Source organism: Candidatus Desulfatibia sp. (assembly GCF_036446775.1).
Classification (GTDB): Bacteria; Desulfobacterota; Desulfobacteria; order Desulfobacterales; family UBA11574; genus Desulfatibia_A.
In genome coordinates, this window is the sequence record NZ_JAZFTO010000087.1 from 1 (window position 1) to 26844 (window position 26844).

General features: G+C 46.9%; 25 protein-coding genes. 18 read left to right on the forward strand and 7 right to left on the reverse strand.

From position 1 onward, the window contains the following. Positions 1-392: 392 nt before the first annotated feature. The 3 genes from tnpA to V3S16_RS03825 all read right to left on the reverse strand — a co-directional run bounded on the left by tnpA (position 393) and on the right by V3S16_RS03825 (position 2237). Positions 393-1553 carry an IS200/IS605 family transposase gene (gene tnpA, locus V3S16_RS03815; RefSeq protein WP_413883350.1) on the reverse strand — a complete coding sequence of 387 codons (1161 nt, stop codon included), beginning with the start codon at positions 1551-1553 and terminating at the stop codon, positions 393-395. Between the two features lie 94 nt (positions 1554-1647). Further along, on the reverse strand, positions 1648-1989 hold the full coding sequence (locus tag V3S16_RS03820; RefSeq protein WP_413883351.1) for a type II toxin-antitoxin system PemK/MazF family toxin: 342 nt from the start codon (positions 1987-1989) through the stop codon (positions 1648-1650). Then, complete coding sequence (locus tag V3S16_RS03825) at positions 1986-2237, reverse strand: hypothetical protein (RefSeq protein WP_413883352.1); 252 nt, start codon at positions 2235-2237, stop codon at positions 1986-1988. The genes V3S16_RS03820 and V3S16_RS03825 overlap by 4 nt, the downstream gene beginning before the upstream one ends. 292 nt (positions 2238-2529) lie before the next feature. Here V3S16_RS03825 and V3S16_RS03830 point away from each other — a divergent pair, with 292 nt between their 5' ends. The 5 genes from V3S16_RS03830 to V3S16_RS03850 all read left to right on the forward strand — a co-directional run bounded on the left by V3S16_RS03830 (position 2530) and on the right by V3S16_RS03850 (position 7198). Continuing rightward, complete coding sequence (locus V3S16_RS03830) at positions 2530-2793, forward strand: type II toxin-antitoxin system Phd/YefM family antitoxin (protein WP_413883353.1); 264 nt, start codon at positions 2530-2532, stop codon at positions 2791-2793. Then, on the forward strand, positions 2781-3188 hold the full coding sequence (locus tag V3S16_RS03835; RefSeq protein WP_413883354.1) for a type II toxin-antitoxin system VapC family toxin: 408 nt from the start codon (positions 2781-2783) through the stop codon (positions 3186-3188). The genes V3S16_RS03830 and V3S16_RS03835 overlap by 13 nt, the downstream gene beginning before the upstream one ends. A gap of 269 nt (positions 3189-3457) precedes the next feature. Then, complete coding sequence (der, locus tag V3S16_RS03840; RefSeq protein ID WP_413883355.1) at positions 3458-4777, forward strand: ribosome biogenesis GTPase Der; 1320 nt, start codon at positions 3458-3460, stop codon at positions 4775-4777. Positions 4778-4866: 89 nt separating this feature from the next. Beyond that, positions 4867-6231: a replication-associated recombination protein A gene (locus tag V3S16_RS03845; protein WP_413883356.1), complete on the forward strand. Its 1365-nt coding sequence runs from the start codon at positions 4867-4869 to the stop codon at positions 6229-6231. A 397-nt stretch (positions 6232-6628) separates the two neighbouring features. After that, positions 6629-7198, forward strand: a complete 570-nt coding sequence (locus V3S16_RS03850; RefSeq protein WP_413883357.1) for a hypothetical protein — start codon at positions 6629-6631, stop codon at positions 7196-7198. 31 nt (positions 7199-7229) lie between these two features. Here the strand turns inward: V3S16_RS03850 and gmd are convergent, their stop codons facing one another. After that, a complete protein-coding gene (gene gmd / locus V3S16_RS03855) occupies positions 7230-8261 on the reverse strand; it encodes a GDP-mannose 4,6-dehydratase (RefSeq protein WP_413883358.1) in 1032 nt (343 codons plus the stop codon). A gap of 562 nt (positions 8262-8823) precedes the next feature. Here gmd and V3S16_RS03860 point away from each other — a divergent pair. From V3S16_RS03860 to sppA, 9 genes are all read left to right on the forward strand, one after another. After that, positions 8824-9525, forward strand: a complete 702-nt coding sequence (locus V3S16_RS03860; protein WP_413883359.1) for a cobalamin biosynthesis protein CbiA — start codon at positions 8824-8826, stop codon at positions 9523-9525. A 29-nt stretch (positions 9526-9554) separates the two neighbouring features. Continuing rightward, positions 9555-9794: a ferredoxin family protein gene (locus tag V3S16_RS03865; protein WP_413883360.1), complete on the forward strand. Its 240-nt coding sequence runs from the start codon at positions 9555-9557 to the stop codon at positions 9792-9794. Between the two features lie 73 nt (positions 9795-9867). Next, positions 9868-10947, forward strand: a complete 1080-nt coding sequence (gene vorB / locus V3S16_RS03870; protein ID WP_413883361.1) for a 3-methyl-2-oxobutanoate dehydrogenase subunit VorB — start codon at positions 9868-9870, stop codon at positions 10945-10947. Then, entirely contained in the window at positions 10947-11684 is a 738-nt protein-coding gene (locus V3S16_RS03875; protein WP_413883362.1) for a thiamine pyrophosphate-dependent enzyme, read from the forward strand. The genes vorB and V3S16_RS03875 overlap by 1 nt, the downstream gene beginning before the upstream one ends. 13 nt (positions 11685-11697) lie before the next feature. Beyond that, positions 11698-12243 carry a 2-oxoacid:acceptor oxidoreductase family protein gene (locus tag V3S16_RS03880; protein WP_413883363.1) on the forward strand — a complete coding sequence of 182 codons (546 nt, stop codon included), beginning with the start codon at positions 11698-11700 and terminating at the stop codon, positions 12241-12243. Between the two features lie 123 nt (positions 12244-12366). Beyond that, positions 12367-13455, forward strand: a complete 1089-nt coding sequence (hisC, locus tag V3S16_RS03885) for a histidinol-phosphate transaminase (RefSeq protein WP_413883364.1) — start codon at positions 12367-12369, stop codon at positions 13453-13455. A 4-nt stretch (positions 13456-13459) separates the two neighbouring features. After that, complete coding sequence (gene cmk / locus V3S16_RS03890; RefSeq protein ID WP_413883365.1) at positions 13460-14122, forward strand: (d)CMP kinase; 663 nt, start codon at positions 13460-13462, stop codon at positions 14120-14122. Between the two features lie 103 nt (positions 14123-14225). Next, positions 14226-16412, forward strand: coding sequence for a 30S ribosomal protein S1 (locus tag V3S16_RS03895; RefSeq protein WP_413883366.1), 2187 nt, complete (start codon positions 14226-14228; stop codon positions 16410-16412). A gap of 81 nt (positions 16413-16493) precedes the next feature. After that, on the forward strand, positions 16494-17318 hold the full coding sequence (gene sppA / locus V3S16_RS03900) for a signal peptide peptidase SppA (protein WP_413883367.1): 825 nt from the start codon (positions 16494-16496) through the stop codon (positions 17316-17318). Between the two features lie 207 nt (positions 17319-17525). On the opposite strand, the gene V3S16_RS03905 is transcribed toward sppA, so the two are convergent. Further along, entirely contained in the window at positions 17526-18134 is a 609-nt protein-coding gene (locus V3S16_RS03905; protein ID WP_413883368.1) for an L-threonylcarbamoyladenylate synthase, read from the reverse strand. 202 nt (positions 18135-18336) lie between these two features. Between V3S16_RS03905 and guaB the strand changes: the two genes are divergently transcribed. From guaB to V3S16_RS03920, 3 genes are all read left to right on the forward strand, one after another. Continuing rightward, complete coding sequence (guaB, locus tag V3S16_RS03910) at positions 18337-19812, forward strand: IMP dehydrogenase (RefSeq protein WP_413883369.1); 1476 nt, start codon at positions 18337-18339, stop codon at positions 19810-19812. 153 nt (positions 19813-19965) lie between these two features. Continuing rightward, positions 19966-23484, forward strand: coding sequence for a DNA polymerase III subunit alpha (locus V3S16_RS03915; RefSeq protein WP_413883370.1), 3519 nt, complete (start codon positions 19966-19968; stop codon positions 23482-23484). 15 nt (positions 23485-23499) lie between these two features. Next, positions 23500-24648, forward strand: coding sequence for a DegT/DnrJ/EryC1/StrS family aminotransferase (locus tag V3S16_RS03920; RefSeq protein ID WP_413883371.1), 1149 nt, complete (start codon positions 23500-23502; stop codon positions 24646-24648). Between the two features lie 209 nt (positions 24649-24857). Here the strand turns inward: V3S16_RS03920 and V3S16_RS03925 are convergent, their stop codons facing one another. Next, on the reverse strand, positions 24858-25886 hold the full coding sequence (locus tag V3S16_RS03925) for a ribonuclease Z (RefSeq protein ID WP_413883372.1): 1029 nt from the start codon (positions 25884-25886) through the stop codon (positions 24858-24860). Positions 25887-25888: 2 nt separating this feature from the next. Beyond that, the gene (locus V3S16_RS03930; RefSeq protein WP_413883373.1) at positions 25889-26308 is read right to left on the reverse strand and encodes a hypothetical protein; all 420 of its coding nucleotides are present in this window, start codon (positions 26306-26308) and stop codon (positions 25889-25891) included. A gap of 227 nt (positions 26309-26535) precedes the next feature. Here V3S16_RS03930 and V3S16_RS03935 point away from each other — a divergent pair, with 227 nt between their 5' ends. Continuing rightward, a complete protein-coding gene (locus V3S16_RS03935; protein ID WP_413883374.1) occupies positions 26536-26781 on the forward strand; it encodes a DUF4911 domain-containing protein in 246 nt (81 codons plus the stop codon). The last annotated feature ends 63 nt before the right edge of the window (positions 26782-26844 follow it).

The following is a 26844-nucleotide window of genomic DNA, read 5'->3' on the forward strand; positions in this document are numbered from 1 at the left end:
CGGATTTGTGGAGTACGTCCTCGACCTCATCTTCCCGCACCTCATGTCTGTAAATGTGAGGAAGCCCGGATTCTTTATCAATATAAAAGCGAATCTTCATTAATTATACCAAAATACAATTTTTAGTCAATTCTTGGGGCATAACTATTGAGTGGTGCGCAAAAACGCGCAATATTACCGATGCATCAACTATATGGATATAACTAATTATTGTATTTTCAGACTATTATTAAATATTTACGTAAATATTGAAACCAGAAAAATGAGCGATTTTGCTTAATATCCCAATATTCAGACAAAAATGCACAATATCACTGATATACAGACAAATTTAGGAAAATATTCTCAATATTCAAAAAAAGTAGATACCCACGGGCTTACGCCCGTGGCACTTAAAATTTGAAATCGAAGCTTAATTGCAATTGCCCTTTATCCATTTTTTCTTGAAACTCTACATATTTTTTAATGACGTCTTCATCGATACCAACTGTGGACGAAAAGAAACCAGGAGACCAAAATTCATTGCGCTCATACATCTTTCTTATCCATTTGAAATGCTGTCGTATCTCTCGGCTTGTATTGGCCTTAATTTTTCCAATGATGCTCGAAACCGAATATTTGGGCGGAATGATAATCACTATATGCAAATGATCGTCTTGAATACTGTATTTCTCAACCTCGATATCCGGATGATACTTTTTGCGTTCGCGGCGCTCCATGTCTCCACTAACGGCGGCGGCTGCAATCCCTTGTGCATTAAAAGCGGCGGCTACACTGCGGGCATGGGCTACATCCACACAGAAACATATGGTCTGCCGGCTTTCAAGATGGCTGCGAAAGACCTTGACAACCAGATCATTGCGCGCCTCAACATTTACGGCCCGGGATAAATGTGAGACCACAAAATCACCCATCCGCGTTTTGACCCTCGACAGATCGATATCGGTCTCGATGCGATACCCCGCCATCGGCGCCAAGTAGCCGGCCTGGATCATCTCCGGCAATCCCTTGGAAAACACAATTTCCTGGAATACGGCGTCGAGTCCCTTGCCGTCACCGCGCTTGGGAGTGGCGGTGAAGCCGACCAGCAGCTTGCGGGTGTCAGGGGAAAACACGCCGAAGTATTCGAGGACTCGAATGTAGGTGGCTGCCGTGGCATGGTGCGCTTCATCAACCACGATCAAAAAGAAACGGTCCGGGTCAAGGCGCTGTAAACGTTTTGATCCTTTACGGCCCAAGGTGGGCACGCTGGCCACCACGACATCGCAATCGGGATCCGCGCTTCGTCCGGCCTGCTCCACCGCCACACACAGATTGGGGTTTGCGCGCCTGATCTTATCACAGGCCTGATCGAGAAGCTCCCGGCGATGAGCCAACACCAGCATCTGCTTTTTCATGCTGAAATAGCGGGGAAACTCAGCAAATATCACAGTTTTACCGGACCCGGTGGGAAGGCTTGTGAGCTGGCGACGCACACCGGCCCGGTAACGCTCAAGAATTGATTCCAGGCACTCTCTCTGGTAATCGCGCAGGCTGAAAATTATGCCGGACAAATTCTTTTTTCCTTAGGGTATCCTTGTAATCGGGGATATCTTTGATGCATAAATATCAAAGGGCAAGTAAATTTTAAGCGTTTAAGATATTAGGCTATTCAGCATCTATTACGGCTTTGACGGCGGCTTTAATAGAGGTTAAGATATCGGGTGAAACCGAGCCGAGTTTTTTGATAAATCTGGCGGTGGACACGGACCTGATCTGAAAGGTATCAATGGCGGATGGTTTTGAGAGTTTGTTTTCGATGCCCGGCTCAATTCTTACCATCCAGACGGCCCCGCTGAATTGATTCTTCCATTCTGTTACGGGGACAATTACTCTCAGAGGCAAAACTCCAATGGAATCATCATTTATTATCACTGCCGGGCGTTTCTTCTTAATTTCAGCGCCAATAGTGGGACTCAGGTTTATTTCCCATATTTCGCCTTGTTTCACCGGAAATCCTCCCCATCTAAATCGGTAAAGGCGGTAAGCTCTTGGTCTTGTGTGTAGTCAGGCAGAAGTTCTTTGGCTTTCTTTTGCATCAAGGCCTTACGCTCTTTTGTTGTTATTTCCCTTATGAACCGTGTGAGAGCTGCTCGAACAATGCTGCTTTGATCTGAAAATCCCCACTTTTTGTATTCAGCTAAGAACTGTTTTTGATCAAGGCTGATTGAAATCTTTTTTTGAGTCAACGTTTCCATAATAACGCCTCCAAATACTATTTCAATTGAGGTACTAATACTTACCCCAAAATAGTAGCCTAAAAAGGGCCCAAAGTCAACAGATCATAAATTGAGCGTTTCAAATCAAGTAGATGTTTCCTGCACTTGGAATGCGTTGTGTCAGCTACACATAACACCGGCAGCAGGGCTTGACACTAATATGATAATCTGATTTAGTAGGATTATCTGATAATCTAAAGCCTGCATAAAGATCTTAAAAAAAGATTTCTTTTTTGATTTGCATAATTTAAGTAAAAGACGGGGTGTAATCATGGGAATCATGACGGCAACGGAATTTGCCAAAAATCTGAAACGAGCATTGGACAGGGTCGAATTTGGCGGTGAGGAGATCATCATCGTTAGAAATAACCATAAGATCGCCCGCTTGATACCAGGCCCTCCTCACATGACGGCCCTGGAAGCCATGGCGGATCTTTACCGGACATTACCTCAGGATGCTGCCAAAGACTGGTTGGATGAGAGCCGCATGCCCGCAACCTTATCTGAAGAGCTTCGTGATCCATGGGATTCCTGATCGATACGTGCATTTGGATAGACGTCGAAAGAGGTTTGATTGCACCGGCCGATGTAACCAGGTATACCGGAGAAGACCCTGTGTTTATTTCACCGGTTTCATTGGCTGAATTGGCATTTGGGGCCGAGATGGCCAAAAACGAGCAGATTCGCCAGAAACGCCTGGCATCACTGGATCGGTTGCGAAAGAAGCCTTTTGTTATCATTGATGAGAATACCGGCTGGATCTTCGGCCGACTTGCCGCCTATCTCCGCAAAGAAGGAAGAGACCACCGCTATCGTGTACAGGATTTATGGCTGGCAAGCCAGGCAATTCAGAACGGGCTTACGCTGCTGACCGGAAATGAGAAGGATTTTAAAGGTATTCCAGGTTTGAATCTGGTGATTTATACCTGAACATCGCATTTAAATTTCGAAAGGCGAGCCGTTAGATAAAATGATCTGTGTTAATCTGCGTAATCTGCGGATAAGGTTATATAAAAAATTAGGTAACCGTTCATGGGTTCAAAGGTTCAGGGTTCAGAGGTTCAACGAATAAAGACAACCCTGAACCTCGCCTGCCGTCGGTCGGGCAGTGGTGAACTCTAATTCTGTGAACCCAACAGGAAGGTAACCCTGAACGTTGAACACTGAACCTGTGAACGCATACAAGAGTTGTTAATATTATGAAACCGATTGTCGCTATTGTAGGCCGGCCCAATGTGGGCAAATCCACCCTTTTTAACCGCATAACCCGCTCCCGCGACGCTATTGTGGATAATATGCCCGGCGTTACCAGAGATCGTCATTATGGTGATGCCGCCTGGGACGGTGTTGATTTTACGCTGGTAGATACGGGAGGATTCGTCGGTGAGGATCAGGATTGTTTTGCGCCCGAGATCCGCTTCCAGATCCTGCAGGCCATCGAAGATTCCGACGTTGTCGTTCTGCTGTTGGACGGCAAGGGCGGAATCTCTCCGTTTGATGAAGATATCGTCAAAATTCTGCGTGAAGTCGCCAAGCCGGTTTTTTATGTGGTCAACAAGATCGACGCACTTGAACAGGAGGTAAAGCTCTACGAATATTACAGCCTGGGTCTGGAGAAATTGTATCCTTTGTCGGCTGAACATCGCTACGGCGTGTCCGATTTTTTAGATGACCTGGTGCGGGTATTGCCGCCAACGGATGCCGCTGAAAGCGACGACATGGTCAAACTGGCAGTAGTGGGCAAGCCCAACGTGGGGAAATCTTCTTTGATTAACCGCATCCTGGGCCAAAAGCGCCTGGTGGTCAGTGAAATCCCGGGCACAACCCGCGATGCCATTGACTCAGCCGTCAAAATTGACGGGAAGTCATATTTACTTATTGACACCGCCGGTATCCGGCGTAAAAAAAAGGTGTCAAAAAAAATCGAGAAGTTTTCCATTATTAAAGCGTTAAAGAGCCTTGAACGCTGTGATGTGGCCCTGATTGTCATCGATGCTTTTGAAGGGGTTACCGAACAGGATGTCAATATCGCCGGGTATGCTTATGAGCGCGGGTGCGGATGCATTCTGCTGCTGAACAAGTGGGATATTGTGGAAAAAGACAGCAAAACCGAAAAAAAATACCGCGACCAGTTACGCATGGAGGCCAAATTCATAAGCTTTGCGCCGGCCATGACGATTTCAGCCCTGACGGGACAGAGGGTTGCTAAAATTTTCAAGATGGTAGATGAGGTCTACAACCAGTACACACGGCGCATCGGGACGGGGCAGATAAACAGGATCATGGAGCGCGCCATGGAGCGCAACGAGCCCTCGCTTTACCGGGGAAGACGCCTGAAAATTTACTATTTCGCCCAGGTGTCGACCAGGCCTCCCACGTTTGTCTGCTTTGTTAACTATCCGGAAGGCGTACATTTTTCCTATAAACGTTATCTTGCCAACCAGATCCGGGCCGGGGCCGGGCTTGACAAAACACCGCTTCGAATCATTTTCCGCAAGCGGACAGGACGAGGGCGGTGATCCCGTCTTCGCCAAGGCTACGCCGGGCAAGCAGTGATCGGCAACCCGAAACGGATAACGAGCAACTTGTAACGAGGAACGAGGATAAATTGGATCTGTTTGAATTTTCAGCCAGAAAAGCTGCCGATGAATCAAGGCCGCTGGCAGACCGCGTGCGCCCTGTAAATCTGGATGAATTTGTAGGGCAAAAGCATGCGGTGGGGCCGGGGACCCTGATTCGTCACGCCGTCGAGCAGGACCGAATTTTTTCCATGATTCTATGGGGGCCGCCCGGTTGCGGCAAAACAACCCTTGCCCGCATACTGGCTGCCGAAACCAGCAGCCATTTTGTTCAATTCTCGGCGGTGCTGTCAGGTATCAAGCAGATCCGTTCGGTGATTGAGGAGGCTGGAAAGCAGCAGAGCCTGTACCGCAAAAGGACGGTCCTGTTTGTGGATGAAATCCACAGGTTCAACAAGGCCCAGCAGGATGCCTTTCTCCACCATGTGGAAAGCGGGCTGATAACCTTAATAGGTGCGACGACAGAAAATCCTTCTTTTGAGGTGATTCCGGCCCTCATGTCAAGATGCCGCGTGATAACTTTAAATGCCCTGGGGCCGGATGAGCTTGAAGTTATAATTGACAGTGCCCTTAAAGCCAAGCAAAGGGGTCTTGGAACTTTGGAGTTGACTATCGATCCACAGGCAATGGCCCATTTGACACGAATTGCCGACGGCGATGCCCGCGCGGCCTTAAACAGCCTCGAAATAGCAGCTTCCCTGGCGGTTTCCGGCCAAGACCCGGACCCAGAGGGTAAAACCACAGGCATAACGCTTGAAAGCTTAGAGAAGGCTTTAGAACAAAAGGCCCTGGGATATGACAAGGATGGTGAAGAACATTACAATCTTATATCAGCCTTGCACAAAAGCTTAAGGGGCGGTGATCCGGATGCGGCTCTTTATTGGCTCGGTCGCATGCTTGCGGCCGGTGAAGACCCCTTTTATATTGCCCGCAGAATGGTCAGGTTTGCATCCGAGGATGTTGGCAATGCAGACCCGTACGCTCTCAGGCTTGCGTTGAGTGCCATGGAGGCTTTCAGATTTTTAGGGCATCCCGAAGGTGAACTGGCACTGGCCCAGGCCGCTGTTTATCTTGCCACGGCTCCCAAAAGCAACAGCATATATAAAGCCTACGAAGAGGTCAAAGCGTGTATTAAAGATACAGGTACGCTGCCTGTTCCTTTTTCTGTCCGCAATGCACCCACCGATCTGATGAAAGGGATGGGTTACGGCAAAGATTACAAGTATGCTCATAATTATAAAAATGCGTATGTTCCCCAGCAATATTTGCCCGATAAACTCGAGGGCGGTCGTTTTTACTCCCCCACCGGTCGAGGATACGAAAAAACCATTAAGCAGAGACTTGCTAAATGGCGCCGCCTGAAAGATCGGCAAAAACAGGGCAAAAACAGCTGAAAAATCAGCCTTTAGCACCCCAATTTCCAAGCTACTTTTTTTTTGTTTGACAGTCGCGCTGAAATCATTTACATTCATATTTCCTGTCTGGAATTTCATTAAAAATATATTCCGTGAAAAACCTCTTAACATTAATTGATTATCTGCCGATATAATTATTAGACAAAGAGCGAATCGGAATTGTGGCCGACCTGTTGCCTTTCGCGCAGCACTCCCATCAGAGAAAACCCGTCCTTTAAGACGGGGTCGAGGGGCCATTAAAATTTAATACTTCCTTTCCGGGCTGCGAAGCACTGCTGTTAGGTACAACCCCCTTCTTTTAAGCGGGTTCAAATTTTCGATTTATGTTTTTTTTTATTAAGGCAGCGGGTTTATCTTAATATATCTGGAGGTCTAAATGAATGATTTTCTTCACAATCTGCGCAGCGGTAAATTCAGGCAAAATGAAAGAAGCGGCCGGTCCTACAAAGATCCTCAACATCGGAGGTCACAATGGCGGGGAGATGCCGACGGCCGAAAGAGCCCCCATCACGCTTCGAGTGACATTGTTTTAGAACTTAATAAGGCTCTGAAAGATATTGCCGCCAGCCATCGACGCTTTGCCGATGCCTTTGAAACTATAGTTAAGGCAGATGAGCGCAGAGCCGCGGCCATGGAAAGTATTGCCGAGTTTCTAAAACAACGATTTGGAAGCGGCTTGGAGTCCATAGAGGAAGATCGAGCCGGTTCAGAATCGAAATCGGAGCCGGGGACCCCGGCAATACATGCTGGGCAGACCGTAAAAACCACCGATTTTAATCGCAAGAATTTACCGAACTATATTTTAGAGTTGAGAAAAGATGGTATGAGCTTCGACAAGATCGCACAGCACCTGGAATCGAATAGCGTGCCGACATTATCAGGCAGAGGCACATGGCGCGGGCCGGCCATTAGCAAGTTGTGTAAGGAAATGGAAGCAACAGGTTAAGGTTAAGGTCGAGTTGTCTGGGCCCAATGTCTTACGGCTTGTTAGTGCTTGTTATTTTTTGGATAATATCCTGACACTGTTTCATTTCCTCCAAAGCTTTTATATCGGCATCAACCATCAAGCGTACCAGTTCTTTAAAGCCGACCTCTGGTTCCCATCCCAGGTTTTTTTGGGCTTTACCGGCATCACCTAAAAGAAGTTCAACCTCCGTGGGCCTGAAATACCTCGGGTCGATTTCCACATACTCTTTCCAGTCTAAATCGGCATATGAGAAAGCTTCCTCCAAAAATTCCCTGACAGAATGGCTTTGGCCGGTAGCAATCACAAAGTCTTGAGGATCATCCTGCTGCAGCATCAACCACATCGCTTTTACATAATCAGGAGCATACCCCCAATCCCTTTTGGCATCCAGGTTGCCGAGATACAATTTGTCCTGCAGCCCAAATTTGATACGGGCGAGCGCCCGCGTAATTTTTCTAGTAACAAATGTTTCGCCGCGCAACGGAGATTCGTGGTTGAATAAAATACCATTGCAGGCAAACATATTGTAACCTTCTCTATAATTCCTTGTCATCCAGTAAGCATATACCTTGGCGGCTGCGTACGGGCTTCGGGGCCAGAAGGGCGTGTCTTCATTTTGGGGTGCCGGGGCGTCGCCAAACATTTCACTGCTGCTGGCCTGGTAAAACCGGGTTTTTATACCGCTTCGGCGTATGGCTTCCAGGATTCTGGTTGTCCCTAATCCTGTGATATCTCCGGTGAACTCAGGCATATCAAAGCTGACCCGGACATGGCTCTGAGCACCCAGATGGTAGATTTCGTCAGGGTGAATATTGTAAACCAGGTTGCTAAGCTGACCGCCGTCGTTCAGGTCCCCGTAGTGCAGGTAAAATTTTCCCTTGGGATCATGAGGATCGACATAGATATGATCGAGCCTATGGGTATTAAACGTACTGGACCGCCGAATAAGCCCATGGACTTCGTAGCCCTTGTTGAGCAGAAGGTCAGCCAGATAGCTGCCATCCTGGCCGGTGATTCCTGTTATTAGTGCTTTTTGAGGCATGGCTTTCTCCAGTGTTCTTGGAAAGTTTTATTTTAAAGAGGTGTAACTATAAATAAAATGTGACTATAGTGTCAAGCCCAACGGCAGGAGATTATAGCGATTCTGAAAATAGCGTTCCGTTTTCGCCGCCGGATAATTTCGTTTAGGTCGGCAAGAACTCGCCAATAAAAGCGCCTAAAAGCGAACATGGCTATGGTGTTAAGAATAGAGTACAACAAATTGATTTTATTCTCCAAATGGAGACACGTTGATGATGTTCGCTTTAACGCGCTCTAATTTGCTCAGACAGCTTCCCGACCTAAACGAAATCATCCGGCGGCTTTACTAAAACTATGAACCCAAGTGAATCAATCGGAACATGTTTATGGAAACCGGTATAATAATTCGTATAAAGCCGAATTCATCACGTTTTAGGTTTCAAGTCCGCCGCAGGCGGACGCTTTATAAAATCGTACAGCGATTTTATTTTTATAACTTGACAGTGGTAGAAAATGAAAATACAAAGCAGCTAAATTGCTGATCCGGCAGTTTATTTTTTTTACGGAATTGGTGATGTAGCAAGGTGGAAAAACTCGAAGGAATTGTTGCAGTTGTAGGAAATTACGGTAGTGGGAAAACCGAGGTTGCCATAAACTTTGCAGTGGACCGCAAGCGTGCAGGTATTGACGTTCGTATTGCGGATCTCGATCTTGTCAATCCTTATTTCAGAATGCGTGAGGCCCGCGGGCCGCTTTCTGATTTGGGGATAGATGTGGTATTGCCTCCGGAAGAACTTCTGCAAGCCGATCTGCCCATATTGAGCCCTGCTGTAGCCGGCATGCTCCGCCAAAGGGGCCGGCTGACAGTACTGGATGTCGGGGGCCAAGACTTCGGAGCCAGAGTGCTGGCAACCCTTGCTGACCCGTTGCGGGACAAGCATGTTAATATGCTGCTGGTTGTGAACCCGTTTCGACCTTTTACCGATACGGTGGCAGGATGTCTGAAAATTCGTGATAAGATCGAGAAAGCTTCCAAAATAGCTGTAACCGGTATCATCGGCAACGCTAATCTAATCGATGAAACCTCGCTGGAAGATGTCTATAAAGGTTACGATTTTGTCAGAGCCTTATCAAAAGAGAGCGCGTTACCGCTGATGTTTATTACCGTAGCGGCAGAACTGTTGCCGGCAATAGACAGTAAACGTTTTGACTGTCCGATTTTAGTCATAAAAAGACAGCTTGTTCCGCCGTGGAAAAAACCTGTGAGATTCAAGCAAAGAGGGTGAGATGTGCGGGAAAAAGGAGTTATAAGTTTATGGGATATGAACATATTATCGACAAAGATACGTGCAAAGGCTGCGGGCTATGTGTAGCCGTCTGCCCCAAGAAGGTTCTGGAAATCTCTGAAGAAGTCAATCCGATGGGTTACTTCCCGGCACATCAAGCACGTCCGGAGGACTGTGTTTTCTGCACAACCTGCTGTATTATGTGTCCTGATGTAGCGATTACAATTAATAAAACCGTTGAAGATGCCACCGAACCGGAACTGCAATAACAAGCGCATTTCCCGTACGGCTTTTAGTCCCGCCGTCAGCGGTACGGGGGTCTTCAACAAGTGGAGATAAGTCATGGGCAGAATATTGATGAAAGGAAATGAAGCCATCGGTGAGGCTGCCATAAGGGCCGGGTGCCTGAACTATTTTGCCTATCCGATTACACCTCAATCTGAAATCGCGGAATACCTCTCCTGGCGGATGCCTGAAGTAGGCGGAGTATTTTTACAGGGCGAAAGTGAAGTTGCTGTAGGATACATGGTTTTTGGAGCCGCCGGGTGTGGAGCCAGGGTTTTTACCACGTCTTCAAGCCCGGGTATCAGCCTGATGAGCGAAGCCATAAGCTATATTGCAGGGGCTCAGTGCCCGGCAGTTTTTGTCAATATTATGCGCGGCGGACCGGGACTGGGGGGCATCCTTCCATCCCAGGCGGATTATTTTCAGGCGACCAAAGGGGGCGGGCATGGTGACTACAGATTGCTGGTCATGGCGCCGGCAGGTGTTCAAGAAGCCGTTGAAATGGTGATGAAGGCATTTCCATTGGCTGAAAAATATCGTAACCCGGTGATGATTCTGGGGGATGGCTTGATCGGCCAGATGATGGAGCCCGTGGAATTTCCGGATGAACTCAAATCCGAGCCGAGCAATAAGGATGACTGGGCCACCAACGGGATGGAGACTCGCAAAAGCAGCCGGCGCAACCTGGTCAAGTCGCTTTTTCTGGATTCAGAGCAGTTGGAAGCCCATAATCGTGTCTTAAAGGCCAAGTATGATCGTATGCGACGCGAAGAGGTTCGCTATGAGTCTTATAACCTGGATGCCGATTACAAGGCACTGATCGTCAGCTACGGCACCATGAGCAGGGTGTGCCGTACTGCTATCGATATCTTAAAAGCTGAAGGATTCGAAGTGGGCATGGTAAGACCGCAAACCCTCTTTCCGTTTCCGGAAAGAGCCATTGAGGAAGCCGTCCGGCGAAAAAGCTGTAAGGTAGCCGTGAGTATTGAGATGAGCATGGGACAAATGGTTGAAGATGTAGAGCGCAGTGTTCGCGGCCGATGCCCGGTTGAATGGTTTGGGAAAGCAGGAGGCGATGTGCCGATCCCGGAAGAGATCATCGATGTGATTAAATCTTTCGTTAAGGAGCTGATATAATGGCAAAAACATTCAAAAAACCCGAAGCCCTTTCCGACCAGGCCACCCATTACTGTCCGGGTTGTACCCACGGGATCGCTCACCGCTTGATTGCCGAAGTCATCGACGAGCTGGGTATACGGGGGCGCACAGTCGGTATTGCACCTGTAGGATGTGCGGTTTTGGCCTATAATTACTTTACCTTTGATTTTCAAGAGGCTGCTCACGGACGAGCTCCGGCAGTGGCCACCGGCATAAAAAGGGTTCGACCTGACCTGGTTGTTTTTACCTATCAGGGTGACGGTGATCTGGCAAGCATAGGGATGGGAGAAATTATACATGCTGCCAACCGCGGCGAAAAGTTTACCACTATTTTTATCAACAATACGGTCTATGGTATGACCGGCGGCCAGATGGCGCCGACAACTCTGCCGGACCAGCGCACCACGACTTCTCCTGCCGGGCGCAAAGTTGAAGAGGTCGGAATGCCCATTAAGGTTGCTGAGTTGATTTCCGCCTTGGTGACACCGGCATTTGTGGCCCGACAGGCCGTGATAAAGCCAAAATATATTGTCAGGGCCAAAAAAGCCATCAAAAAGGCTTTTCAGTATCAGCTCGACGGGCGCTGCTTCAGCCTGGTGGAACTGATCAATACCTGCCCGACCAACTGGGGGCTTACTTCTTGGGAGGCGGTCAAATGGGCCGAGGAGAATATGCTTCCTTATTTCCCGCTGGGGGAATACAAGACACCCGAATAGTTAGGAGAACTGCATGCAGAAAGAAGTCATGTTTGCCGGTTTTGGCGGGCAGGGAATTTTATTGATCGGAGAGATCCTGGCGCACGCAGGTATGGAAGCGGGCTTCGAAGTGGCCTGGATCCCTTCCTACGGCCCGGAGATGCGGGGCGGGACCGCCTATTGCCTGGTGGTGATAAGTGACAGAGCCATTGGCTCTCCGGTTATCAGAAACCCTTTGCACTTGATTGCCATGAACCGGCCTTCTTTGGAGAAATTTGCACCGCTGGTGAAACCGGCCGGTGTGGTAGTGATTAACAGTTCTTTAATTTCCATCAATACGGGTCGTGACGATGTTGACGAGCTATTAATACCGGCCAACGACATTGCCCAAGACGTTGGGAGCGTAAAAGCGGCCAATGTTGTAGCATTGGCTGCTTTTGTTGCCCGCAGCAAAATTGTTGATTTTGATTTGCTGCGCGAGTGTGTCAAAGAACATTTTGCCGGTCGCGAAAAGCTTATTCCCATCAATCTGGAGGCCCTGGAACAGGGCCGCAAAGCGGCACTGCGAAACGGGAAATAGAGCCTGCTGACAAATTTTCTTTCGTGCTTTCGTACTTTCGCGTTTTCGTGATTAATGTTACGGTTTACAGCCACAAAAATACACAAATCTTGGCATTAAACGACTAAATTCCAAAGACGTCATATGAAAATATCCATTCCAGAAAACATTTTATCGATAAAGCCCTACAAGCCCGGAAAGCCTCTGGAGGAGCTTGAACGAGAATATGGTATTGCTAAATCCATTAAGCTTGCTTCCAATGAAAATCCACTGGGCCCGTCTCCAATGGCTGTTAAGGCCATGCAGGAGGCTTTAGGCAAACTCAACCGTTATCCTGATGGAAGCGGTTATGATCTTATCAAGAAAATGTCCCAACATCTGGAAGTGTCACCTAAGAATATCGTTTTAGGTAACGGTTCCGATGATATTATCGGTATGTTGACCTGGTCACTGCTGCAACCGGGCGATGAAGTGGTTCTGCCGCAGCCTTCTTTTCTAATGTACGATATAATGGTTCGAAGCGCCGCCGCAATACCCGTAGCGGTTCCCTTAAGTTCTCTTTCCATCGATTTGAAAGGGATGCAGGCTGAGATTACATCCAGAACCCGCATGGTTTTTTTGTGTAATCCCAATAATCCCACGGGAACCGTTATATTTAAAAAAGACTTTGAGAACTTTATGGCAAGCTTGCCGCCTGAAGTGGTTGTTGTCGTAGACGAGGCCTATTTTGAATTTATAAGAGATCAAAAAAACTGTGCCAGCGGCATTGAGTACCTTGACGAAGCCAGACCTCTGGTTACACTGCGTACATTTTCAAAAGCATACGGCCTGGCAGGGCTGCGAATCGGCTATGGTATCATGCCTGAAAAAATTGCGGGTCTGCTGAACAGAGTCAGACAGCCCTTTAATACCAGCTCTCTGGCCCAGATCGGCGCAAAAGCAGCGCTTGATGACAAAGCTTTTTTAAATAAGACCTTAAAACTTACTCATAAAGGTCTCGATTATTTGCATGCTGCCCTGGACCGGCTGGGGATTAAATATTTTCCAACTCAAACGAACTTTTTCCTCATTGACGTAGAAAAAGACGCTGATGAAATTTTTGAAAGCATGCTCAGACATGGAGTTATTGTACGGTCGATGAAATCATATGGGTATCCCCAATATATCAGGATTAATGTCGGTCTTGCCGAGGAGAATGCCCGCTTTATAGAAGTGTTGGAGAAAGTATTTTAAAACTATGAGGCGTCTTCTTGTTACAATAGACGGGCCTGCCAGTGCAGGCAAAACAACCGTAAGCCGGATGCTGGCCCATCGTCTGGCTCATAAATATATCGATACCGGTGCGCTGTACAGGGGGGTCGCGTTAGCGGCAATATCAGCAGAATTAAACTCGGACGATGATAAGGGCCTTGAAAAACTGTGCCGCACCCTGAAAATAAAATTTGTAACAGGCGAACAAGGTTTGCGCCTATTATTGAATGATGCGGATATTACGGATAAAATCCGTACACCCGAAATAACCATGTTTGCTTCGGCGGTTTCCGCCAGACCGGTAGTCAGAGGGTATCTTTTGGACTTGCAAAGGGAAATGGGACAGGAAAAAGGCGTTGTTTTCGAAGGGCGAGATATGGGTACGGTGGTGTTCCCGGATGCTGATATAAAGTTTTACCTGGATGCATCTCATAAAACAAGGTCTCTCAGGCGATACCGGGAGTTGGCAGGCAAAACCCAACAGACCTTGGAGGAAGTTGAGAGGGATATGGCCAGGCGGGATAAAAATGACAGCACCAGAGATTTGGCACCCTTGAAACCTGCCAAGGATGCGATAAGAATAGATTCTACTGAACTTTCTGTCAAAACGGTTGTCAAGTTGATGTTGTCTAAGATTGAGGCATTGTAAAAATAATCATTGTTTTTTCAAAATGAGTCTGATATCAAGATCGGTTATGCTGCCGCAGGCAGAGGATAGTATAAAAAAAAATGGTTAGGGGGTATTTTGTTTAATGGATAATCTTGAAAAAAACGATTCAACTAAAGAGTTAGAGCAAAAACAATCTTCTGAGGAGCCTGTTCAGACAAAATCAGACGCTGTTGATATGCAGTCAATAGAAGAGATTGATACAGATACATCTGTTGATAATGTGTCATCGGAAGCAGTCCAGGACCTGAGTGCAAAGACAGATGAAGTCCAAGAAACGGCTGATGACTTAGCATCGGAAGCAGTCCAGGACCTGAGTGCAAAGACAGATGAAGTCCAAGAAACGGCTGATGACTTAGCATCGGAAGCAGTCCAGGACCTGAGTGCAAAGACAGATGAAGTCCAGGAAACGGCCGATGACTTAGAGGAAGTCCAAACTGTGTCTGACACTGAAGAGGAGGTTCAAGCGACAACGAACGATATCGAAGAACCTCAAGCGGCAGTTGATATTGCGGAAAAAAATCAGGAAACAGTTGATACTTCAGAAAAGGTTGAGACAACTCCTGACAGCACGAAAGAGGCTAAAGACTCTCCTGGTAACATGGAAGACTTAATGGACATGTACGAGGAAAGCTTTAAGCGTTTTGCGGAAGGGGAGGTTGTTACCGGTAAGATCATTTCGGTGGACAAGGATCATGTCCTGGTTGATATAGGGTATAAATCAGAGGGTCAGATCCGAATAAATGAATTCAAAGATGAAGATGGCAACTTAAATGCCGAAGTCGGTGACCCTGTAGATGTTATGGTTGAATGGTGGGATGAAGAAGAAGAGCGCGTCGTCCTTTCAAAGGAAAAAGCCACCAAGGTTAGAGTATGGGAAGAGATCAAGAAATCGTATGATGAAGACGGAGTGGTCGAGGGCGTTATTGTAAATCGTGTCAAAGGTGGATTTTCAGTAGATATAGGGGTTCAGGCCTTCTTGCCGGGTTCCCAGGCAGACTTGCGGCCGATTCGCAATCTTGATGATATGGTTGGCGAAACGTTTTCTTTTAAAATATTAAAATATAATCGAAAACGCAGCAATATCGTTTTATCCAGAAGGGCTATCCTTGAACAGGAACGCGAAAGCCAACGAGCCGAGACATTAGCTGCTATTCATGAGGGAAAACTTGTTGAGGGCATTGTCAAAAATATTACAGAGTACGGTGTCTTTGTTGATCTTGGCGGAGTGGACGGTCTGCTGCATATTACCGACATTTCATGGGGACGGGTAAAACACCCTTCGGAACTCTTTGCAGTCGGCGACGAGATAACCGTAAAGGTTCTTAATCTTGATGTTGAAAGGGAGAGAGTCTCATTGGGCATGAAGCAGCTGACAGAGGATCCCTGGTCAACCGCTACTGAGAAATATCCGCTGAGCACCCGCGTAAGAGGGAAGGTTGTCAGCCTTACGGACTATGGTGCCTTTATAGAGTTGGAAGAGGGGATCGAGGGATTGATTCATGTTTCGGAAATGTCATGGACTCGCAAGGTTCGGCATCCTTCCAAAGTAGTCTCCGTGGGAGAGGAGGTTGAGGCTGTCGTCCTTGACATCAAGCCTGAAAACAGACGCATATCTCTGGGCATGAAGCAGGTGGTTCCAAATCCGTGGGATGTCATCAGCGAAAAATATCCGGTTGGTACGACCATAGAAGGAAAAATCAAAAACATAACCGATTTCGGTCTTTTTATCGGTATCGACGAAGGTATTGACGGTCTTGTACATATTTCAGATATTTCCTGGACAAAGCGCATAAAACATCCCTCTGAGATATTCAAGAAAGGTGAAGTTATACAGGCTGTAGTTCTTGATATTGAAAAAGAGCATGAAAGGTTCTCGTTGGGGATAAAGCAGTTGCAGACAGATCCCTGGACAACTGTAGCTGAGCGCTATGAAGTTGGCAAAGAAATAACCGGTACGGTTACCAACCTTACCGATTTTGGAGTTTTTGTAGAACTGGAAGAGGGCATCGAGGGGTTAGTGCATGTGTCTGAAATCAGCAAAGAAAAAATTAAAACCCCTGTTGGCAAATTCAACGTTGGGGATGTCATCACCGCCAGGGTTATGAATATCAACAGCGATGAAAGACGGATCGGCCTTTCAATTAAAAGACTTGAAATGGAGGACGAGCAGAACTTACTGAGTGACTATGTAAACAATATAAGGCCCACGACTTCAACTTTTGGAGAAATCTTGAGAGAGAATCTTCAAGAAAAATTAAACGGAGAATAGTAACCGAGTATCAAAATGTTCTCTCGCAGACACCCATATCTTTTTTTTCTTCTTACCTTCACATCTATCGTAGCGGTTGCAATGATAGTAATGGCTCTGCTGTTTGTAGTGGGTACCCGGACCGCTGATTTTGAATTTGGAGACAAAGTCGGTATTATTGAGGTCATCGGAATCATTACTGATTCTAAAAATGTTATCCAAAACCTGAAGCGCTTTCGGGAGGATAATTCTATTAAGGCGATCGTCATTCGGATCGATTCCCCGGGAGGCGCCGTGGGGCCTTCACAGGAGATTTTCAGGGAGATTAGAAAAACTTCAAGCAAAAAGAAAGTAATCGCTTCCATGGGTGCCATTGCAGCCTCCGGCGGATATTATGTTGCTGCCGGCACCGACGGGATTGTTGCCAACCCCGGCACGATAACGGGCAGCATTGGCGTTATTATGGGATTTACAAATTATCAGGAGCTGCTTCAAAAAATAGGATTGGTGCCTATTGTAGTAAAAAGTGGGGAATTCAAGGATATAGGCTCACCGGTCCGGGAGATGACGGCCAAAGAGAGGACTATTCTCCAGGATTTTGCCAGAAAAATTCACAGACAATTTATTATGGATATTGTTGCAGGTCGCAAAATGGATCAGGACAAAGTTGAATCTCTGGCTGATGGCCGTATTTTTACAGGAGAAGAGTCCAAAGATTTGGGGCTGGTTGATCGTCTCGGGAATCTTGAAGATGCCATCGAATGGGCCGGCCGCCTGGGCGGAATCAAAGGAAAGATTTCCACGGTTTATGCCCGGGAAAAAAAGTTCTCCTTTTTAAAATACCTGTCGGGATTATCCACAACAGAGTTTTTTAACCGCATCTTTCACCCCTTTTTGTCGGCGCAGTATATATACCGTCCCGCATAAACCCTTAATAAACCAGACCGGATCTTTATCCGGAGCAGACTCACATTCAGCACGGCGCTCCTTTTCGCGAGCGTTTTTTTTATTTAGACAGGATCTATCCCAGTACGATAGTTCCTACCTACGGGACAGGCAGGATTTTCAGGATTTTTTTGCCTTTCCCCCGCTCTGCGGAACAGGCCGCAGAAAGGCAAAAACCGATATCCCCTTTTAAATGAAAATGCCGACATCGCCTCTACCTTCGCGGATGACTTCGGGTATGTCATTAATCAGTGATATAACACTTGAAGGATATCCGGGAACAGGTCCACCATCAATGACAATATCAATTCTGAATTGAAAATAATCATGAATCAGAGAGGGGTCAAAAAAAAGAGTACCATCGGGCATGGAGGCGCTGGTGCTAATAATCGGATTTCCCAGCACTTTAACCAGTTCAAGACAAATCGAGTTGTCCGGCACCCGTATCCCGGCGGTTTTGCGCTTGGTAAGCATGATTTTGGGGACCAGCTTGGAACCTTCCAGCACAAAAGTATAGGGGCCCGGCAAAAGCCGCTTCATGGTTTTATAAGCATAGTTTGAAACTTTGGCGTAATGGCTGATGTTTTTGAGGTCTGAACATAGAAAGCTGAAAGGCTTAATTTTATCGCGCTGCTTTAAGAGATATATCTTCTCGATAGCCTTTTTGTTCATTATATCGCAACCAATTCCATAGTAAGTGTCGGTTGGATAGGCGATGATACCCCCTCTTTTAATAACGTCAACCACCTGTGTGATGAGTCGTTGCTGGGGGTTCTTGGTGTTGATTTCAATCAGCATGGCAATTTTTTACCCTATGAAAAATCAATTTTTTCGAATTTAAAATATTACGAGTACACTTTGAATGTCAAGGAGACAAATAAAGATTGCTAAAGCTAAGCCCTTTTGTTATTCGAGTTCAAAACACGCATTTTTCATAAAAGATCTATCTGAAATATTAATCTAATATCAACAAGCAATGAGACCTTTGATGGAGGGCTTTATGCTAAAAATACTGCCTGAAGAAGCTTATTCCTTTGACGATGTTTTATTGATTCCGGGGTATTCAGACGTATTACCAAGCGATGTTAATACCACTACCCGATTAACAAAAAACATTACCCTGAACATTCCCATTGTCAGCGCCGCGATGGACACCGTTACAGAATCACGCACATGCATCAGCCTGGCTCGTGAAGGCGGCGTCGGTTTTATACACCGGAATATGAGTGTCCAAAGTCAGGCAGTTGAGGTTGACAAAGTTAAAAAATCTGAAAGCGGCATGATTGTTGATCCTGTAACAATTCACCCGGATCAGCAGGTTTATGAAGTGCTGAAGCTGATGGAGAAGTATCGTATTTCAGGAGTTCCGGTTACCCAAGGCGAGCAACTGGCGGGTATTGTCACAAACCGGGATCTGCGATTTGAAACTGACCTTGAAAAGAGTGTTTCCGAGGTTATGACCAAGGATAACCTGGTTACGGTTTCTGAAGGAATTACGCTGGAAGATTCCAAAATGCTGCTGCATAAACACCGGATAGAGAAGCTTCTGGTGGTCGACAAAAATGAGCGGTTGATAGGCATGATAACCATCAAAGACATTGAAAAGATAAAAAAATATCCGAATGCATGCAAGGACGAGATGGGCAGGCTCAGAGTCGGTGCCGCTGTGGGTGTCGGCGCCGATATGGAGCAGCGCACGGAAGAACTTTTGAAGGCCGGAGCGGATGTTATTTTAATCGATACTTCTCACGGTCATTCCAAAAACGTTATTGAAGCAGTTAAAAGATTAAAAAGCACTTTTAAAGATTTTGAACTGATTGCCGGCAATGTAGGTACGGCCAAAGGGGCTGAAGACCTTATTAAAGCAGGCGTCGATGGTGTAAAAATCGGCATCGGACCAGGATCAATCTGTACCACCCGTATTGTAGCAGGTATCGGTGTACCCCAGGTAACCGCAATACTGAGTTGCAGACCTGTCTCCAGCAAAACAGGAGTTCCTTTAATTGCCGACGGCGGCATCAAATTTTCAGGTGATATTACCAAAGCTATCGGGGCCGGCGCTCATGTTGTAATGATCGGCGGACTTTTCGCCGGAACCGAGGAAAGCCCGGGTGAGTTGGTTATTTACCAGGGCCGCAGCTACAAAGTCTATCGGGGCATGGGCTCCATTGAAGCCATGCAAAAGGGTAGCAAGGACAGATACTATCAGGCTGATGATTTTGAAGGCGACAAACTGGTCCCGGAGGGTATTGTTGGGCGCGTTCCTTACCGGGGCAGTCTTTCCGATAATATCTTCCAACTTGTTGGAGGATTAAAGTCCGGTATGGGCTATGTGGGGTGCCGCACTCTGGAAGAACTCAAGGAAAAGGCCCGCTTCGTGAAAATCAGCACTGCCGGTATGCGCGAAAGCCATGTTCACGACGTAATCATTACTAAAGAGGCCCCCAACTACCGCCTGGAAGTTTCGACTTCATAATGAGACCTTTGAAAAACGCCCCCTTTTGCCCAATTCCGGCAAAATATTTTCGCCACCAAGACACCAAGACACGAAGTTAAATTATAATAAACAGTTGTTCTTTGTGTCTTGGTGCCTTTGTGGCTATTCTTTTAAAAAATTGTAAATATAACAATGCCAGATACGCCCTCCGATTTTGTTCATCTGCATGTTCATACCGAGTACAGCCTCCTGGACGGTGCTTTGCGGATAGGCCCTCTTTTAAAACGAGCCCGTGATTTTGGTATGGAAGCTGTGGCTATTACCGATCACGGCACCATGTTTGGCACCCTGGAGTTTTATCAAAAAGCCCACGGAGCCGGAATAAAACCGATCATAGGGTGCGAATGCTATGTGGCGCCTCGCAGTATCTCAGATCGAACCCCGCAGGACAATAAAGGCTTGACCCACCTGATTATTCTGGCTGAAAATCAGGAGGGGTACCGCAATCTGTGCCGGCTGGCCACCATAGCCCAACTCCAGGGATTTTACTACAGACCCCGCATAGATAAAGATGTTCTAAAGCAGCACAGCACCGGTCTTATCGGTCTGTCGGCCTGTCTGCACGGCGAAATTCCCAGGCTCGTTCAAGAAGGCAAACCAGAGCAGGCTGATGAAGCGGCACGCTTTTATCTTAATATCTTTGGTGAAGGCAATTTTTTTCTTGAAGTTCAAAACAACGGTATCGCAGTTCAGGAAGAAGTGAATCAGGCGCTGTTGGATATGAGCAAAAGACTTTCCATTCCGTTGGTTGCCTGCAATGATTGCCATTACCTCAACAAGGAAGATGTTCGGGCCCATGATGTACTTTTGTGTATCCAGACCGGCAAGACCGTTGACGACACGCAACGCTTAAAGTTTAGAACCGACCAGCTTTATTTTAAATCAAAAACCGAGATGCATGCCGCTTTTAAGAACTATCCGGGTGCCCTTGAAAACACCGTGGATATTGCCAAACGCTGCCATCTTGAATTCGATTTTGATAATTATTGTTTTCCCAAATTTGAAACTTCTTCGGAACAGACCCTGGCTGAACTTTTTGAAGCCAGTGTTCGGCAAGGGCTGGAAAGCAGACTGCAGCGTATGAAGGCCAAGAATGCCGATTTTGACGAAAAACCTTATATCGAACGTATCGAAAATGAGGTTGCCCTCATCAATTCCATGGATTTTGCCAGTTACTTTCTGATTGTGGCCGATTTTATACGCTATGCCAAAGATCATAACATTCCCGTGGGACCCGGCCGGGGGTCGGCGGCTGGGAGTCTTGTGGCCTATTCGCTTGGAATTACAGATCTGGATCCCCTGGAGCATGGCCTGATTTTCGAGCGTTTTCTCAATCCGGCTCGCAAAAGCATGCCGGATATTGATGTTGATTTTTGCATAAACGGAAGGGAAGAAGTCTTTAAGTACGTGGTAGATAAATACGGTGGCAATGATTTCGTTGCGCAGATCATCACTTTCGGAAAACTCAAGACCCGGGCCGTAATTCGTGACGTAGGCCGGGCTTTGGATATTCCGCTTTTTGAGGTGGATGCCATTGCCAAGATGATTCCGGATGTATTAAATATCAGCCTTGATGAAGCTCTTCAGCAGGAATCGCGACTTAAAGATCTGGTGCGGGAGAAACCTGAAATTGCCGATTTGATAAACATCTGCCGTGTTCTCGAAGGGCTCCCGCGGCATGCCTCAACCCATGCAGCCGGTGTTGTCATCGCCGACCGGCCGCTGGTGGAATATCTCCCGCTTTACAAAGGCAAAAAGGGTGAGGTTGTGACCCAGTTCGACATGAAATGTGTCGAGAAGATAGGGCTGGTGAAATTTGATTTTCTGGGCCTTCGCAACCTGACGGTTATTGCGGGTACCCTTGCGCTTATTGCCGAACAGGGCGGCAGCCCGCCCGACCTTTTAAGCCTCGATTTAAATGATCTTGACACATACAGTCTGCTTGCAGCCGGTAATACTACCGGTGTTTTCCAGCTTGAAAGCAGCGGCATGAAAGACCTGCTTGTCAGGCTCAGACCGGAAACCTTCGATGATATTATCGCGCTTGTTGCTCTATATCGTCCCGGCCCCCTTGACAGTGGTATGGTGGATGATTTTGTGGAAAGAAAGCATGGTAAAAGAGCGGTCGAATATATTGTACCCCAATTAGAATCGATTCTTAAAGAAACATACGGCGTTATTGTTTACCAGGAACAGGTTATGAACATTGCCGGTGACCTGGCAGATTATTCCATGGCTGAAGCCGACGATTTGAGAAAGGCCATGGGAAAGAAAATTCCAAAGATAATGGCCGAGCACAGAGAGCGCTTTATGCAGGGTGCCACAGCCAACGGCATACCATCTGACAAAGCCGGGAAAATCTTTTATCTCATGGAAAAGTTCGGGGGGTACGGGTTCAACAAGTCTCATAGCGCCGCCTATGCGCTGATTGCATACCAGACCGCCTTTCTTAAAGTACATTTTCCCGTGGAGTTCATGGCGTCACTGCTTACCAGTGAAATGCATTCCATTGACGGCGTCGTCAAATATATAGCCGAATGTCGCAGTCAGGGCATTGAAGTCCTTCCGCCGGATATCAATGAAAGCGGTAAGGAATTTACCGTTTCCGGTTCAAAAATAAGATTCGGACTTGTGGCTGTTAAAAACGTCGGCGCAAGTGCCATTGACGGCATTATTGAGGCCAGAAAAGATGGAAAATTCAACTCATTGTTTGAATTTTGCGATCGTGTTGATCTGAAAAAAGTGAACAAGCGTGTTGTCGAAAGCCTTATTAAATGCGGTGCCTTTGATTCCACCGGGCAGTACCGCAGCCGGATGACGGCGTCTTTGGAAGAGAGTCTCGAATATGGGCAGAGGCTCCAGAGGGAGCGGTCGGACCCACAGATGGGATTGTTCGACATGGAGGGCAGCCGGCCGGTTATCAACTTGCCGTCGGTACCGGTAATCGAAGAATGGGATGAAAAACAGATGTTGGCGTCTGAGAAAGAATCTCTGGGTTTTTATATTAGCGGGCACCCATTGTCCAGATATGAGGATATACTGGAAAAATTCGCCAATACCGACTCTGTGGGACTGCAGGAACGCAATGACGGAGAAATTGTCAGAATCGGCGCCCTGGTCAGAAATACCAAAACAATAAAGACCAAAAAGGGCGCTTTGATGGCTTTTGTGGCCATTGAGGATCTGCGCGGCTCGGTTGAAGTTGTGGTTTTTTCTTCAGTATATGTAAAAGTTTATGATTTGCTTGTCGATGATAATCCTATTATCGTTCAGGGGCAGCTGCAAAAGGATGAAAACTCGCTAAAAATTTTGGCAGATATAATCATACCCATAAAAAAAGCCGAAGAGACCTGGAGCGCAAGCATTCATTTCAATCTTGACATCAGCAATACGGATAAGGCCTCGTTGATTCAATTGCATAAAATATTTCAAAGACATCCGGGATCATGCCGGGGGTATGTTCACCTGCTGAGTCCCGGAAAGACAGAAACGATTATCGCTTTATCGGATACCCTGAAATTAAGGGCGGGGCGGGCCCTGACCCGGGAGGTTAATGGACTGATCGGCTATAATGCCGTTGAAACTGTTTGCAGCCCGGCCACATCTTCCGGAAGACACAACTCGAACAGGCTGATAAAAAGCAGGCAGTAATTTAGAAATTCTTTTGTGGAAGAAGCACAAATGCAAGTACCTTTACTCGACTTGAAAGCTCAGTACCAAACCATCAGGGCAGAGATCCTGAAGGCAACGGGTGAAGTCTTTGAGAGCCAGTATTTTATCCTTGGCCCCCAGGTTGAGAGGCTGGAAAAGGAGATTGCGGCGTATTGCTCTTCAAAGCACGCCGTGGGGGTTTCATCCGGAACTGATGCGCTTCTGATTGCACTGATGGCCGTTGAAATCGGACCGGGAGACGCGGTTATTACAACACCCTACACTTTTTTTGCAACAGCCGGGTCCATAACCCGAACAGGGGCCAGACCGGTTTTTGTCGATATTGATCCTGATACTTATAATATCTCTTGCGAACATTTAGAAAGTGTCTTATCTGCTATGACCAGCACGGAGCGGGCAAGTCTTAAAGCCGTTATTCCGGTCCATCTCTATGGTCAGTGTGCGGCCATGGACCCCATTTTAAAGGTTGCCGCTGAAAACAATCTTGTGGTTATAGAGGATGCCGCCCAGGCCATCGGGGCGGAATACAGAGGGCGGCGGGCAGGCTCCATGGGTAATTTCGGCTGCTTTTCATTTTTTCCTTCCAAAAATCTGGGCGCTTTTGGTGATGGAGGGGCTGTCACAACAAATACAGACGAATTTTACGATAAAGTGCGCACGCTGCGGGTGCATGGTTCCGGCCCTAAATATTACCATTCGCTCATAGGCGGAAATTTCAGGCTGGACGCACTGCAGGCAGCCGTTATTTGCGTAAAGTTGAAATTTCTTGACGACTGGACTGAAGTCCGCCGGGAAAACGCACGCAAATACAAAGAATTATTTACTTTGGCCCGACTTGATGATGTCGTCCGGATTCCGGCTGAAAGCCAAGACCGCCACGTATATAATCAGTTTGTCATCGGCGTCAAGGCCAAAAGAGACGAGCTGCGCGGGTTTTTAAATGCTGCCGGCATCGGCACGGAGGTATACTATCCGCTCCCTCTGCATCTACAGGAATGCTTTGCAGAACTGAATTACAGAAAAGGGGACTTCCCGGCAGCCGAACACGCCGCCGGCCACACCCTGGCCCTGCCTGTATATCCCGAGATGTCAGATGATCAGCAAATCTATGTGGTGGAAAAGATTAAGGCGTTCTATTCTTAAAAGTTGTATATTTTATAGCAAAACTTGTTTTTTTGCCACGAAGACACCAAGGCACGAAGATTATAGTACTAATTTAAATTGTCCGATTGGTTTTATTGGTTTAATTAGTTTTATTTGTTAACCAACCAAACCAATGGAACCAATAAAACTGAATCATTAAGGTTGATAATCCACACTCTTTCTTTGTGTCTTTGTGCCTTGGTGGCAATTTAGGTATTAGGCAGCGATTTTTTTATTTCTTTTTCATAGGCCTGGCGGGCCTCTTTTTCCAAAAGGTGCTCCCGGCCGGTGTATCTGGGAGAGAAATGGAAAGGGGTGAATTGTTTTGCCCGGGCCAGGCCGGCGATGCGGCCGGCCTGCCAGGCGGTAAGATGACCTTTTTCCCCGGCAATATCCCGGTCCTCTTCCAGAAAAGCGGCTTCAATAAAGAGGTGGTCCGCATCCTTGGCAAGCCTGACAATCTTTTCCACATTCGATTTGCTGTAAGCAACATCCGCGATATACGCTACTATCTGCCCCGGGGTAATAAGGGCAATCTGTTCAGCAAGCTCACCCATGACAAATCGTTTTTGTATTGAAAGGTTTTTCCCACATTTGACTTCAAATTCTGAATGCGGGTCCTGACTGTTGAACAGGGCCTGTTTGAATGCATTCAACCAGGGACCGGTTTCAAGTCCAAGCCGGGCAACACTCTCTTTCATAATGTTGATGTGAAAGCCTTCCTGGAGTCTAAAGCCGAGGCAGGGGATATCGTGGTCCAGCAATTCGGCACAAACAGACAGGCCGGCTTCCTGGTGCAGCATACCGTCAAAAGGTTGCTTGATATCCTTTTGGGCCGGGAGAAATCTGTTGTGGCACAGGTACTCTTTTGTTATCAAGTGGTCGGGGTGAACCTCGCTGACCTGTAAGCTGAATCGATAGCTATAATGCTTGGCCAGGTTCCAGGAATACCCGGCCAGTTTGCCCTCAACGTTTTGTATAAAGCCTTCCGGACCGTACATATAGATCGATTGATCTCGGCCGAGGAACAGGCGCAGCAGCCGGTCAAAGCCGATAAAATGGTCCATATGGGTATGGGTAATAAAGATATGGCTTATCTTGTGGATATCCCGCGGCGAAAGAGCGTGAATGTCGCCCAAATCGAACATGACAGCGCGTTTTTCGAGCAAAAAGGGCACGAACAGACCGGGGTCGTCAAAAGGTCCGTTCACCAGCTTGGGATAGAAGGAAGGGCGCATTGTTACGGCAGGAATTTAGTGACTTGCTGATTTATACAGCGGTATATTTCTTCGTCTGAACCGTAGATATCGACAACAACTTTATGGTTAATAAGGGTTTCGATTACAAAAGCGGTTACGTAAAGACTGACGACATGTGGCTGGAGCACAATGCTCCGAAAAGGTGCAGTTTGATAATCAATGTCAAAGTCTTCAGCACGGGTTAGCCTCCCGAGGCACTTTAAAATTTCTTCCTCAAGGGCGTCTTTGCTGGTGGTTTCCACCAGATTGCTTTCAACAAGTTTCATGGCGATGGCATTGGAAAGCGGTTCATCACAATCTCTCACGCCAGCTATCGCCTTTCGGCGGGCGTATTCTTTTGCAGATTCGATTTTCGATAATATGGTTGATTCGCGTGTACTCGTTCGGAATATTTTAGGCATATGTAATCACCTTTAGGGGCCTTTGAAAAACATCCCCTTTACTCCTGAGAATGGCATCGATTTTTAAGCATTGATCTTTGGGATAATAATGTCAAGCAATATGGATTGCAAGTAAAATATTGCACCCGGATTTTTCTATTGAAATCGAAAGTGATATGGTGATACCCTATTTGTGATAAATCACAAATAGGTGTTATCCGTTATCCGTTATTGGTTATTTGTTTAAGGTGAAACATAAGGGCGCTTTAGCGACGTTGGAAACCATCAAGCAATATTATCGTGTTGATCGGAGAGAAATCGCCTTTCTTAAATTTATTTTTGAGGCCTATGACGGTTTAGCAGTCTCATCAACACTCGATCCGGAGGCGGGCATCGTGATGTTTCAAATTGCACCCGGATGCGAGGCGGATGTCGAGATGATTTTGCAGGACCTTAAAAAAAATATCATGATTGAACAAGTACCTTCAATCTAAAGGTTCAGATACAAAGGCACCCCGGTTAAATAGCTTTCAGATTTAACCCCAGTACCATCTGCC